Origin of the sequence: Bacillus sp. CD3-5 (assembly GCF_006349665.1) — a bacterium.
GTDB lineage: Bacteria > Bacillota > Bacilli > Bacillales > Bacillaceae_G > Bacillus_A > Bacillus_A paranthracis.
The window spans coordinates 196976-211391 of record NZ_VEPX01000002.1 but is presented as its reverse complement, the minus strand read 5'-3'; the positions used below and the strand labels follow the sequence as shown (position 1 = coordinate 211391).

The 14416-nt window shown below is 35.0% G+C and carries 8 protein-coding genes and 2 other annotated features; all 8 genes read left to right on the top strand.

The window, feature by feature from the left end; translation table 11 throughout:
- The first annotated feature begins 35 nt into the window (after positions 1-35).
- The 8 genes from FH036_RS06065 to FH036_RS06025 all read left to right on the top strand — a co-directional run bounded on the left by FH036_RS06065 (position 36) and on the right by FH036_RS06025 (position 14412).
- Positions 36-812, top strand: coding sequence for a class I SAM-dependent methyltransferase (locus FH036_RS06065; RefSeq protein ID WP_000637469.1), 777 nt, complete (start codon positions 36-38; stop codon positions 810-812).
- A gap of 40 nt (positions 813-852) precedes the next feature.
- Positions 853-1067 (top strand) — a binding site (T-box leader).
- A 45-nt stretch (positions 1068-1112) separates the two neighbouring features.
- The gene (gene argS / locus FH036_RS06060) at positions 1113-2801 is read left to right on the top strand and encodes an arginine--tRNA ligase (protein ID WP_139895514.1); all 1689 of its coding nucleotides are present in this window, start codon (positions 1113-1115) and stop codon (positions 2799-2801) included.
- A gap of 114 nt (positions 2802-2915) precedes the next feature.
- Positions 2916-3245 carry a DUF2085 domain-containing protein gene (locus FH036_RS06055; RefSeq protein ID WP_000620803.1) on the top strand — a complete coding sequence of 110 codons (330 nt, stop codon included), beginning with the start codon at positions 2916-2918 and terminating at the stop codon, positions 3243-3245.
- Between the two features lie 29 nt (positions 3246-3274).
- Positions 3275-3493 carry a hypothetical protein gene (locus FH036_RS06050; RefSeq protein ID WP_000498526.1) on the top strand — a complete coding sequence of 73 codons (219 nt, stop codon included), beginning with the start codon at positions 3275-3277 and terminating at the stop codon, positions 3491-3493.
- Between the two features lie 135 nt (positions 3494-3628).
- A complete protein-coding gene (locus FH036_RS06045) occupies positions 3629-4507 on the top strand; it encodes a class I SAM-dependent methyltransferase (RefSeq protein WP_139895592.1) in 879 nt (292 codons plus the stop codon).
- A 318-nt stretch (positions 4508-4825) separates the two neighbouring features.
- Entirely contained in the window at positions 4826-9028 is a 4203-nt protein-coding gene (locus FH036_RS06040) for a bacteriocin-processing peptidase family protein (protein ID WP_139895513.1), read from the top strand.
- 146 nt (positions 9029-9174) lie between these two features.
- Positions 9175-9414: a binding site (T-box leader), on the top strand.
- 54 nt (positions 9415-9468) lie between these two features.
- Positions 9469-12570: an isoleucine--tRNA ligase gene (gene ileS, locus FH036_RS06035; RefSeq protein WP_000754919.1), complete on the top strand. Its 3102-nt coding sequence runs from the start codon at positions 9469-9471 to the stop codon at positions 12568-12570.
- Positions 12571-12900: 330 nt separating this feature from the next.
- Positions 12901-14412 carry a M36 family metallopeptidase gene (locus FH036_RS06025; RefSeq protein WP_000482291.1) on the top strand — a complete coding sequence of 504 codons (1512 nt, stop codon included), beginning with the start codon at positions 12901-12903 and terminating at the stop codon, positions 14410-14412.
- Positions 14413-14416 lie beyond the last annotated feature (4 nt).

Below are 14416 nucleotides of genomic sequence, written 5' to 3'. Positions count from 1 at the left end.
AAATCTCCCTCTTTTCTTTATATAGAGGTGAAACAATGATAGTAACAACAGCAGGAAGAACGAACAAAGAAATGACAGATTATGCAAACCGGGTAGCAGCAGAATTAAATACTTCTTTCGTTAAACGTAATGACATACCAGTACATAAACTGCATGAGCAGTATGAACAAGATGTACTTGTCGTAGGGAAGAACCGATTAGCTATTTATCCGAAAGGTACGGAAGAATCGTTTTTCTTTCATCCGAACTCAGCGATGTTTCGTGTGAAAAGGTTAATGCGCGGAGAACACGATCCGTTTGTACAAGCCACGCAATTAGAGAGAGGAATGACAGTGTTAGATTGTACGCTCGGGATGGCATCAGATAGTATTGTAGCTAGTTATATTGTTGGTGAAAGCGGAAAAGTAACAGGACTTGAAGGCAATGAGTATATGGCTTATATTATGGAAAATGGTTTGAAAACATGGTCTTCATCCGTTTCTAAAATTGATGAAGCAATGCAACGAATTGATGTAAAGCAAACGGAGCACTTCGCATTTTTAAAACAATGTGAAGATAATAGCTATGACATCGTTTATCTCGATCCGATGTTTGAAGAAACTGTCATAGAATCTGACGGAATTAAAGGATTAAAACATTTCGCTTTGTATCATGATATTACTGATGAAACAATTGCGGAGGCGAAGCGAGTGGCGAGAAAGCGTGTCGTTCTGAAAGACCATTTCCGTAGTTCTAGATTTGAAAAACATAATTTTTACGTATACAAAAGAAAAAGTGCTAAGTTTCACTTTGGTGTAATTGACCCTTGCTAATTGTTTGAAAAGATGTATAATAAGCAATAATTAATTAAATATACTGTCTGTGATGAAGAGAGTAGTCTTTTTTAGAAGGAAAGCGAGCTAGGGATGGTGTGAGCCTAGTGCGGAAGAAAAAGATGAAGCGCACTTCGGAGATGCTTCTTGAACGAATAGTAGAGTAAGCCGAGGCCCCCTGTCCTCGTTATAAACGGGAAAGTGGTTCGTAATGAACAACAAGGGTGGTACCACGGGTTCAAACTCGTCTCTTTTTTAGAGACGAGTTTTTTGTGTTTAAAAAAATAAGGGGGTTGTAGTATGGATTATAAAACACAGTTTGCGGAAAGTTTATCTAATATTTTTACGAATGAATTAACGCAAAAGCAAATTTTAGATTTAATTGAAACACCGAAACAAGATGAATTCGGAGATGCTGCATTTCCATGTTTTTCACTTGCGAAGCAATATGAAAAATCACCAGCTATTATCGCAAAGGAAGTTGCAGAGAAATTAAGTGATCCGTTTTTTACGAAAGTAGAGGCTGTTGGTCCTTACGTAAATGTCTTTTTTAATCGTGAAACAGTAAGTGATGAAGTATTAAAAACGATTTTAGCGGAGAAAGAAGAGTACGGTCAAAATCATTTTGGATGTGAAAAAACGGTTGTTATCGATTATTCCTCTCCTAATATCGCGAAGCCTTTTTCAATGGGGCATTTACGTTCTACAATGATTGGAAATTCATTGAAACATATCGCTGAAAAATGTGGGTATGAAGTTGTAGGGATTAATTATATTGGGGATTGGGGAACACAGTTTGGAAAGTTAATTACGGCTTATAAAAAATGGGGAAATGAAGCAGTAGTGAAAGAGGATCCAATACGTGAACTATTTAAGTTATATGTTCAATTCCATGAAGAGGTAAAAGTCGACGAAGAATTAGAAGAAGAAGGACGTGCTTGGTTTAAGAAATTAGAAGAAGGTGATGAAGAAGCTGTTGAGCTTTGGAATTGGTTCCGTCACGAGTCTTTAAAAGAATTTTCTCGTATTTATGAACTTCTCGGTGTGGAATTTACTAATTTTCAAGGAGAAGCTTTTTATAATAATTTAATGGAAGACTTTATTGGGATTTTAGAGGAACATGATTTACTTGAAGAGTCAGAAGGTGCATTAGTCGTTAATTTAGAAGAAGAGGGCATGCCGCCTTGCTTAATTAGAAAATCAGATGGTGCGACGATTTACGCAACGCGTGACTTAACGGCAGCGTTATATCGTCAAAACACATATGCGTTTGATAAAGCGTTATACGTAGTTGGCCCAGAACAAAGTTTACACTTCAATCAATTTTTCACTGTATTAAAAAAGCTCGGCTACACTTGGGTTGATGGCATGGAACATGTACCGTTTGGGTTCATTTTAAAAGATGGTAAGAAAATGTCCACACGTAAAGGAAGAGTTATTTTACTCGAAGAAGTACTTGAGGAAGCAATAGACCTTGCAAAACAAAATATTGAAGAGAAAAATCCAAATTTAAAACAGAAAGAAGAAGTAGCAAAGCAAGTCGGTGTAGGTGCAGTTATCTTTCACGATTTAAAAAATGAGCGTATGCATAATATTGAATTCTCATTAGAAAATATGCTGAAATTTGAAGGGGAAACAGGACCGTACGTACAGTACACACATGCACGTGCTTGCTCTATTTTAAGAAAAGAAAGTGTAGAATTTGAAACGTGTACGTTTGCATTAAAAGATGATCATAGTTGGAATATCGTAAAATTACTAAACAAATTCCCGGAAGTAATTGAAGCAGCATGTAACAAAAATGAGCCATCGGTTATTTCGAAATACGTATTAGATGTAGCGCAATCGTTTAATAAATATTACGGGAATGTGCGTATATTAGAAGAGAGTGAAGAGAAAGACAGTAGACTGGCATTAGTGTATGCTGTGACGGTTGTATTAAAAGAGGGGTTACGTTTACTTGGGGTGGAGGCACCTGAGGAGATGTAGCATAGTAATAAACTGACAAACTGGGTTTAGTATATAAACCTGGTTTGTTTTTTATTTGGATATATAATTAATTTTCAAAATCAATTAAAATCTTTTTAGAGAGGAGGATTTATATTGATTCGAAATATGATTTTACAAATTCCTTGTCATAGAAGATCAGATAGAAGTTTTCTTAAACTACAAAAATACATACCTTTATGTGCGCGTTGTACAGGCATGCTTATCGGTATATTAATGTTTCCAATTTATTTTTATATAACACTTTCATTTCTTTTTGCAATTATACTATCATTTTCTGCTCAAATTCCGTTACTTATTGATGGATTTACCCAAAAGTGGAAATGGAGAAGTAGCACAAATTTACTAAGAGTAACTACTGGTGTATTAAGCGGTAATGGTATGGGGTTATTTATTTCATCAAGTGTTATTTGGATATTATCTTAAGGTATATAGTAACGGAGGTATTTACATAGATGTTCTGGTTTTACTTAATTCTAATTTTTATTTCAGGTGGAAGTGGAATTGGTTTTATGATTCAAAATAAGTATACAGAAGCAATAATAGCTTTTACTATTTGTATACTATTGTTTGGGCTACTGTATTATTATCTTAAGAGAAACAAAAGAAAGAGAAAAGCAGATTGTGGCGATTTAGATTGTACGGATTGTTTTGATTGTGATTGTACTTGTTAAATTTTTCTTCCAAATAAAAAGCTAGGTATTTTTAATAATACACTAGCTTTTTGCTTTGAAATTTTAAGAAAAGTGTAGGAATACGACTATTATATAGAGAACTTTAGTTTTGTATATAAAAGGAGGCGTTAGATGTTGGAAACGTATGATTGGAACAGTAAACTAACTTATTTAAAAAATACAAGAGATTTATATTACAACGACGATTATGTAAGCTTTTTAGTAAATACAGTTTGGAAGATTAATAAGCCCGTACATATCGTTGATTTCGGTTGTGGATATGGTTATTTAGGCTTAGTATTAATGCCATTACTTCCAAAAGCTTCAAAGTATACAGGCATTGATAGCGGGGGAACATTACTTGCTGAAGCGAGAGAATTGTTTCGTTTACTTCCGTATGAGTCAGAATTTCTTGAGGGAGATGCTACAGAAATTAAATTGAATGATACATACGATATAGCAATTTGTCATGCGTTCTTGTTACATATGAGTTCACCAAAAACGATGTTACAAAAAATGATGCATTCAGTTAAAAAGGGCGGAAAAATAATCTGTTTTGAACCACATTGGATTTCTAATATGGCTTCTTATTTACGAGATGGGGAGAAACAATCGGAATTTATTCCGCTAGGTGTTTTGCAGAAATTATTTGAAAGTGATACGCAAAGAAATGGTAAAGATGGCAATATAGGCATGAAAATACCGATATATTTAAGTGAATTAGGTGTGAAAAATATTGAGTGTAGAGTAAGTGATAAAGTGAACTTTTTAGATTCTAATATGCACCATAATGATAAACAAAGTTTGTATCATTCATTAAAAGAAGAGGGGATTGCAGGCAATCCGGGTGATAAGCCACAATTTATAGAACGTTTAATAGACAGAGGATTAACATATGATAATGCGCTAGCTCAATATGAAGCTGAACTACGATTTTTTAAAGCATTTCATATACATTCTTCAGTAGTGTACGCTCCGAATATGAAAATTACATTTGGTGAAATAGTATGTTAATAGGTAGTAATACGATGAAACATGTCGCTGAATGTCGATAAATCGATATTCGACATACAATCGCTGATATATTTAAATTATCGCCGGTATAATTTCATGTACTGATTTCAACTATATAAAGATAAGGTCCGCATGTAACGTTATTCCATTTAATCAAACAAAATATGGAGAAAAACAATCATTTTTACTATATTTTGTTATAAATCCAAATAATATTAAATAATACTATCTATTATAGGAGATTTTAGTTGAATACATACAATATGATGTGTAAAATCTAAGCAAGTAGCAGTGCAAAAAATTATTCGAGGTGAATACATGCTAGATTTTAAGCAGTTAGATGCTTGTTTGAAAGACAAGAGATTTATAGAGGGATTACAGGAAATAAATAATGAAATTTCATATATAAAAGAAAAGAATACTTTATCTTATGTAAAGAATTGGCTTGCTAATATTCCTTCATATAAGGAGTTTGATATATTAATTCGTCTTACTGATGAAGGGCTTATGCACCAATACAGTTCATTCCTCATTCGCTACGCTTATAAAAAATTCCCAAATATGAGAACGCTCTCTTTATATTGTGATGAGTTAATTGATGAGCGGAAAATTCTTGAAGCAGAACAGTTGCTAAAAGACGCTTTAGAAGAGAGCAATAAAGAAGAAATAGATGCCGATTTTTTAGCGAAAACATATTTTACGTTAGTAAGATGTCTTTTAGAAATGAAACGAAATGAAGAAGCGCTAATCTATATGCAAAAAGCAGAGGAGTACAGTGAACGTGCCGTGTTTGATAAATGGGGATACGTCTATATGCATACAGGTGAATGGGAGAAAGCAGAAGAACAATTTATAGCTGGTATGCAGCATAAAGATTGTGAAGAGTTATCTACCTATTTATTATCACAGTTATATGCGAATAAAGGAGAACAAAAACGTGCATTACAGCTAATTGATGATGCGATTGTAAAGTTCCCGCAAGTACCATATTTTCATTTTGAAAAGATAAAATATGTATTAGATTTAGGGGAGTACGAAGATATGTTATCAGTAATAGATAACATAAATAAACAGCTTCCTTATCATGCGTATAAAGCTTATTTCGTACATTTGCGAGCAGAAGCACTGTACAAAATGAATAAACTTGTAGATTTACAACAGTTATTAAAAGAAGAAAAAAGTTTAAAAGGGTCTTTATATCATAATTTAGAAAAAAATCCAGATGGAAAAAAGGTTCACCTGCCGATCGTTCCCATTGTACAAAAGGATAATTATTGTGTGCCGACAAGTTTAGAAATGATGTTGCAGTTATGGGGAGAAAAACGTACACAAGATGAAATAGCAGAGTTTATTTTTGATATGACAGGATCGAAGTTTTCAGATACTGTTTCTTATTTAGAAGAATTAGGTTATGAATATCGTTATTTTAAAGGGAATGTAGAAAATTATAAGAGACTGTTAGATCAGGGGATTCCCGTTTTATTAAGTATAGATATTGAGCATGCTTCACATGTGCAAGTGCTAGCTGGCTACGATGATATGTTACAAGCTTTTTATGTTCAAGATCCGAATTTTATTGAACCAGTTATTATAGAATATAGTAAGTTGCAAGAAAAATATCGTTATACAGGCTGCTTAGCGATTACGTTTGTTCCGAAAGAAAAAAAGGAACTACTATCATTTCTAAATGAAGAAGAACATCATTATTTTAAATCTATTTTTTCTTTAACAGATCATTTGGATGAACAAGATAAAGAGGGGATTCATGACTTAGTACAGTTTTTAAAAGGGACGAGTGATAATCCGAATACATGGTTATATACGGTTAAGCATTTAGATGTTGAAGTAGATAAAGAATTTATTTTATATTGTATAGAAAAGTTAATGGAGAAGTTTCCTAACTCAGATTTTGTTAAATTACATGGTGCACAGTGCTTTATTCGCCTGGAAGAGTTAGAAAAAGCGGGGCACATGCTTGCGAGTGTTGAGAAGAAAAATAATCGTGCTTTATATCATTTAATAAACGGAAGGTATGCTTTTGAGCAGGAAAGTTATATAGAAGCGATTTCAAGTTTTCGTTCCTCGTTACAATTAGACGCAGATCAGCCGATTGCTTGGAGTTTTCTCGCTTTATCATATATGTATATCGACCAATCTGAAAAGGCGTTGCAGTTTTCTCAAGTAGCTTTAGAGCGTAGTCCTGAAAGATTTACTTTAACGAATCACGGGTTAATATTAATAGATTTAGAAAGATATGAAGAAGCGTATGAAATCTTTAATGATTTGTTAAAAGAATATAAAAATGAGGCACATGTATGGTATGAGCGAGCGAGATGTGCGCATCATTTAGGGAAAGTATATTTAGCGATAAAAGGGCTTAAAATAGCAATTCATTTGGATAGTAATGCACCATACATTTATACGAAACTTGCGGAAATATACGAATCTGATTTGAAGGATGAAGAAAGTACGAAAGAAATTTTATTAAAAGGTATTGAGAATTGTGATGATAAGGCACCTCTATATGTAAAACTGGGTGACTATCATTTTCAAAATGATAGCCTGGAAGAAGCAGAATCGTTGTATACTCGTGCTTTAGAAGAAAATCATGATGATGTTTATTCTCACTTCGGACTTACGCAAGTTTATATGGCAAGAGAACAGTATAAGGAAGCGAAAGAATATATTCTCGGTATTGAAAAACAAATTGAAAAGAGTCAAGATTTTCTTATGAATGCAGGAATGGTTTTATGGGATGCTGAAGTTGAACTTGGTGGAAGTGAAGAAGGGTTTAAAGTAGCATTGTCTAAGTTAGAGAGTGGTATAAAGCAGAGCGAATATAATGTAGCAAGTGCGTTAGATGAATATGTGAATCGAATGAAAGGAACAGTATTTGTACAACGAGGAATAGCATTTTTAAGAACGTTACAAAAAGAAAGAAATGAAGTAAGTGAATACGGTTGTTATACAGGTGTTTTATATGAATCTATCGGACAGTATGGCCAAGCGATGAAAAGATATAAAAGGGCGATAGAACAAAAAGAAACGGCATTACCGTATTACCGAATTGGTGAAACACTTATGCTATTAGGGCAATTGACGGAAGCAAAACAAGCGTATGAAAGATGTTTAGAGCTTGATGGGAATTTCGTAGGTGTACATTTACAGCTTGCAGAAATATACGAAAAAGAAGAAAATCGTTCTAAAGAACAAAGTCATATGGTTCAGGCGATGAAAGAAGAGCCGTTGCATATTAATATGGAATATTTGGCACAGCTTTCAGTAGAAATGAATCTACAGGAGGAATTGCTGACTGAACTAGAACAATTAGCAGACGAAGTGCCTGAAATATGGCGATTAGATGCGATTGCATATGTGTATGGAGCGATGGATGAAATAGATAAAGAACAAGCACAGATTGAAGAGGCACTACGATTAGATGGCGAGCATACAGAAGTTCTATATCATTATGCAAAAGTACTAGTGAAAAATAGAAATGCAAAAGCAATTGAAATTGCCATGAAAGTGATACAAAAAGATGTAAATAATGAACGTATATTTGATGTATATGTAAAAGCGATAGAACAACATAAGAAATGGTCTAACATACGAGATTTTCTTCATATATTAAAAGTGAAAAAGGCAGAAAGAAGTATGGCGTTTATGTATGCAGCATCTGCAGTTACAGAAAGGTGGATTGAACGTCAACAAAATGAACAGCCGAAGAAATCCATAATTACAAGAGCTTTTTATCGCATGAAAAACCGTGCGAAAGAAATTTCGATTATTACTACAATCATTGATTTATATGAAATCTCATTAAAGTTAAATCAAAAAAATAGTATGGCAGCGCAGCGATTTGCAATATTTTATGAGAATGTGGCGATGTATAAAGAGGCGATAGATGTATTGCAAACATCATTAGAAAGTAAATGGGATTACGATGTAGCGAAGCAACTTGTAAATCTTTTCATAGAGTGTGAGGAAGAAGATAGATTACGGGATGCTGCAGAATTAACGAAGCAAATGGTTCGAGAGTTACCAGATGATTATGATACGCTTCTTTTACAAGCACAAGTATTCTTTAAAATGGGAGAAGAAAGAAAAGCAGAAAAGATTACTTTACAATTAACGGAGCAAACACCGTTTGTAAGTAGAGCGTTTCTTGCTTTAGGAGAAATATATCAAAGTCAAGAACGGTTTGAAGAGGCAATTCACGTATTAGAAAATGCTTCTATACATCATCCGAATGAAACAGCAATTCTTCTTTCTTTAGCATCTTCTTATCATGGTGCCGGCCAAACACGAAAGGCAGAAGAAATAGCAAATGAAGCATTAAAAATTGATGCGAGTGATTTGTTAGCGAGATACGATCGTGCTTGTTATTTAGCGCAGTTAAACAGAAATGAAGAGGCGAAGGAAGAGTTTGAAATTGTACTTCGTGAGGATGAGTCGGGATTTTTCGCTGAACTTATCGAGGATGATGAAAATTTAGCAGCACTGCGAGAATTTGAAAAGTAATTGTATAAGAAGAACGAAAAAAGATATAAATAAAGTGAAACTTTAATCAGTGGGGGTCTTACTGCCCATTAAAGCGGGATAAAATATATTTTGAATTAGTTGACAATTTATCGACTGATGGCATAAAATAGCTTTTAACAAAGTATACAAATCTGAAGACGAGAAAGAGTAAAATAGTGTACTGTTCCCCAGAGAGCCGGTATGTTGCTGAAAGCCGGTGTGCAGACTTTATTTGAAAATCATCTCCGAGGAGCCGAGGCTGAAAATGAGTAAGCTCGGACGGATGTCTACCGTTACAAAGAACACGTATGATAGTACGTTGCTAAGTGCTATTAGTGAAGAGCTAATAGAATTAGGGTGGTATCGCGGGTAAACCCGTCCCTATTTTATAGGGACGGGTTTTTTGTGTGCTTTAAAACATTCAAAAGGAGTGATTGTAGATGAAGAAAGTAGATGTAAAAGAGTCAGCTGTAGGGAGAGAAACACGTATTCGTAAACAGTGGAACGAGCAGAGCATTTTCGAACAATCAATTCAGAATCGAGAAGGCGCACAATCTTTTGTGTTTTATGAAGGACCACCAACGGCGAACGGACTACCGCATGTAGGTCATGCACTTGGACGAACAATTAAAGATGTAGTAGCAAGATATAAAACGATGGCTGGTTATAAAGTATTAAGAAAAGCGGGATGGGATACGCACGGCTTACCTGTAGAATTAGGTGTTGAGAAGCAACTCGGTATTTCTGGTAAACATGAAATCGAAGAGTATGGAATTGAACCATTTATTAAGAAGTGTAAAGAGAGTGTATTCACATATGAGAAACAGTGGCGTGAATTCACTGAAAGTATCGGTTATTGGGTAGATATGGATGATCCATACGTTACGTTAGAGAATCCATATATCGAAAGTGTATGGCATATTTTAGGGACGATTCATGAAAAAGGCTTATTGTATAAGGGACATAGAGTTTCACCATATTGCCCAAGCTGTCAAACTTCACTAAGTTCACATGAGGTTGCGCAAGGGTATAAAACAGTAAAAGATTTAAGTGCAACAGTTAAGTTTAAAGTGACAGATAGTGAAAATGAGTATTTCCTAGGGTGGACAACGACACCTTGGACACTTCCAGCAAATGTCGCGCTCGCTGTACATCCAAATATGGAATACGTGAAAGCGAAACAAGAAGGTCATGTATACATTGTTGCAAAAGAACGTGTACAAGATGTATTAAAAGAAGACTATGAAGTACTATCTGTCCATAAAGGTGAAGAATTAGTAAGCACATCTTATATGCCGCTATTTCCAATGAACAAAGTTACAAATGGCTACCACGTTATCGCAGCAGATTTTGTTACGGCAGATAGTGGTACAGGACTCGTTCATATCGCTCCAGCATATGGGGAGGACGATTATAGAGTTGTTCAAAGTGCAGGGTTGTCATTCTTACATGTTGTAGATGAGAAAGGTGAATATACAGAAGCAGTACCATTTTTGAAAGGTAAATTTGTAAAAGATTGTGACGTAGATATCGTTCGTTATTTAGCGAAGGAGGGTTTACTTTATCATAAAGAAAAGTATGAGCATAGTTACCCACATTGTTGGCGCTGTGATTCACCACTTCTTTATTATGCAGGTGAAAGTTGGTTAATCCGAACGACTGCAATTAAAGATACATTTTTACAAAACAACGATACTGTTACTTGGTATCCAGATCATATGAAACATGGACGATTTGGTAAGTTTTTAGAAAACATGGTGGACTGGAATATTAGCCGAAATAGATATTGGGGAACACCATTAAACGTATGGGAATGTGAAAGTTGCGATCATCAATTCGCACCGAAAAGCATTGCTGATTTAAGAAAGCATAGTATGAAAGAGACACCTGAAGACTTAGAATTGCATAAGCCATATGTAGATGAAGTGCAAGTTTGCTGCGAAAAATGCGGAAGTACAATGAATCGCACACCAGAAGTAATTGATGTTTGGTTTGATAGTGGTTCGATGCCATTTGCGCAATATCATTATCCGTTTGAAAATAAAGAGTTATTTGAAGAACAGTTTCCAGCAGATGTAATTGCAGAAGGAATTGATCAAACACGCGGCTGGTTTTATAGTTTATTAGCTGTATCAGCACTATATACTGGAAAAGTACCGTATAAACGAGTGCTATCACTAGGGCATGTTCTAGACGAGGAAGGACAGAAAATGTCTAAAAGTAAAGGGAATGCACTAGATCCAGTTGATTTAGTAGAGAAGTTTGGTGCTGATGCTTTAAGATGGGCTTTACTCGTTGACAGTGCTCCGTGGAATGCGAAGCGTTTTTCTGAAAGAACAGTATTAGAAGCAAAATCTAAATTTGTAGATACATTAGTCAATGTGTATAGCTTCTACGTTTTATATGCAAAGTTAGATGAGTATAATCCGAACGAAACGTATGACGTAAAGCGGACGAAATTGGATGAATGGGTATTATCAAGATTGCATAGTACAACGAAAAAAGTGAGAACTGCACTTGATGATTATCAATTTACGAATGCAGCTCGTGAAATCGCGGCGCTTGTAGATGAAGTAAGTAATTGGTACGTAAGGCGATCACGTAATCGTTTCTGGGAATCTGGTATGAATGCTGAAAAAGCAGCTGCGTATGAGACACTTCATGAAGTGCTTGTAACAATTAGTAAACTAATTGCACCATTTACACCGTTTGTCGCTGAAGATATTCATTTGAATTTAACTGGAAGTAGCGTTCATTTAGCCGATTATCCAGTTGTAAATGAATCACTACTTCAGCCGAAATTAGAAGCAGAAATGGATGCAGTTTTACAAGTTGTTGAACTTGGAAGAAGTAATCGTAATCAACATTCTTTAAAAGTAAAACAGCCGTTAGCGGAACTTGTATTACTTGAGCATAATGAAAATGATATGGATTGGGAATCTTATCGTGATATCGTTATGGATGAGTTAAATGTGAAGGCGTTCCATGTTGAACTCGATGAAACGAAATACACATCCTATCAATTAAAGCTGAATTTTAAAACGGCTGGGCCGAAGTTCGGTAAAAATGTGAATGCAGTAAATGGCTGGCTAAAACAATTATCACAAGACGAGGTACAAAACTTTGTCTCTACAGAAAGAGCAGTTTACGAAGTAGCATCAGGAGAAGAAATAGTTGTAACGACTGAAGATGTAGTAGTAGAGAAAGTTGCGAAATCTGGATTCTCTAATACAACTAACGGACAATATACAGTAATGTTAGATACGAATGTAACGGAAGAATTGCTACAAGAAGGGGTAGCACGTGAATTCATTCGCGCCGTTCAAGAATATCGTAAGCAGTTGAATTTACCTGTTAATTTACGAGTAGATGTAATTCTTGATACAGAGGAAGAACTACAGCAAACGTTAACGAATCATAAAGAGTTGTTGGAAGAAAACTTACTCGTTAAACAATTTACATTTGGTCACTTAACGAATAAAGACGATGAAATTTCTTTAGGTGAGACAAAATTCCGCATTAAATTAAGCTCAGCTAATTAAAGAAAAGGAAGTTGGAATGATTCCAACTTCCTTTTTGTATGATGGAAATTTATCCGGCTATTTTCCGCATAATACATTCGATAGGACCTCTAGAAAAATTCTTTCTCCATAACACGCTAATTAAAATGCTGTTTAAATTTATTTCTACAGTATTGTTTTCGCTTTACACATAAATATTGAGAAAATTTCACTCCTCCTAAATGGAAAGGTAATAGAAATGTTCATAGAGAATTACTCGTAGATTCAATTTTTATCCCCCCATTTTGTGGGGAATGATTGCCTAGTGGTAATGGGATAAGGTTGAGCTACTTTATTAGGGGGAGTGGTTCTATGTTTAATAAAAAAATGGTGGCAATGGCAATGACTGTGCCGTTAGTAATGGGGACGATTACTACAGTTTCGGCATTGGAAAAACAACAGCAAGTAAAGCTAGAAGCTTATTCGCCGCAGAAAAAAGCAACAGAATATTTAAAAGAAAATGCTGCGCAGTATGGATTAAAAGCAGACCTTTCAGACTTACAATATATTTCTACAACAGAAACGTCAGTAGCTTCATATGTTAGGTTCCAACAAGTTGTGAATGGTGCACCTGTATTTTCAAAACAAATTACAGTTACTCTTAATGGAGAAGGAAAAGGAGTACTTGCTGTTTCTGATTATCAATCTGTTAAAGGTGTGAAGGAAGTTACAACAAAAATTAGTGAAAAAGATGCAATACAAAAATCAATGGCGTATGTTGGAGAAGTAAGTGAACAAAACTTATGGGCTCCTACAGAGAAAGAATTTGGATATATTGTTGAAGAAGGAATTGCTCGTCCAGTATATAAAGTTGTAGTCCATTCTAATAATCCATTTGGTGCATGGGAAACATTTGTTGATGCAGAAAATGGAAAGTTAATTAAAAAGGTTGATATAAACCGTAAAGCAGAAGGATCAGGAAAAGTATTTTTACCTAATCCAGTCGTATCTAGCGGTAGTAAAGTAGGTTTAAAAGATAACAATGATGCAGATTCAACAGCATTAACGAACCAATTAAAGACTGTTACGTTAAAAGGTTTAGATGGGACAGGATTTTTAATTGGAGAGTATGTAACGATTTCTTCAAAAGCAAAAACGAAATCTACAAACTTACAATTTAACTATACACGTGCAAATGATAGCTTTGAAGATGTCATGTCGTATTATCATATTGATACTTTACAACGTTACATTCAAAGTCTAGGTTTTAAAAATATTAATAATCGCTCTATTAAAGTGAATGTGAATGGAACAACGGCGGACAACTCATTTTATTCTCCGACAACGAAAGCTTTAACCTTTGGTACTGGCGGAGTAGATGATGCAGAAGATGCAGGTATTATCGCACATGAATATGGACATTCAATTCAAGATAACCAAGTTCCTGGCTTCGGTAGTTCTGCAGAAGGTGGAGCGATGGGAGAAGGATTTGGTGATTTCTTAGGTGCTACGTATGAAGATGCAGTATCGACAACAGGCTACGGAAAAGCATGTGTTGGAGAATGGGATGCGACTGCTTATTCTAGTTCAGATCCAACGTGCTTACGCCGATTAGATAATAATAAAGTGTATCCGAAAGATATTACGAATGAAGTACATGATGATGGAGAAATTTGGGCTCAAGGACAATATGAGATGGCGCAAGCATTTGGTCGTGATGTTGCAACGAAAATTATTTTACAATCGCACTGGTCGTTAACACCAAACTCTAAATTCAGTGATGGAGCAAAAGCAATTAAGCAAGCGGATGCTCTTTTATATGGCGGACAACATGCCGCTGATATCGATCGTATTTGGGCAGCGAGAGGAATTAGTACGAATTAATATA

Coding starts and splice junctions, on each gene's coding strand:
- FH036_RS06065 (WP_000637469.1), top strand. CDS start 36: ATGATAGTAACAACAGCAGGAAGAACGAACAAAGAAATGACAGATTAT.
- argS (WP_139895514.1), top strand. CDS start 1,113: ATGGATTATAAAACACAGTTTGCGGAAAGTTTATCTAATATTTTTACG.
- FH036_RS06050 (WP_000498526.1), top strand. CDS start 3,275: ATGTTCTGGTTTTACTTAATTCTAATTTTTATTTCAGGTGGAAGTGGA.
- FH036_RS06040 (WP_139895513.1), top strand. CDS start 4,826: ATGCTAGATTTTAAGCAGTTAGATGCTTGTTTGAAAGACAAGAGATTT.
- ileS (WP_000754919.1), top strand. CDS start 9,469: ATGAAGAAAGTAGATGTAAAAGAGTCAGCTGTAGGGAGAGAAACACGT.
- FH036_RS06025 (WP_000482291.1), top strand. CDS start 12,901: ATGTTTAATAAAAAAATGGTGGCAATGGCAATGACTGTGCCGTTAGTA.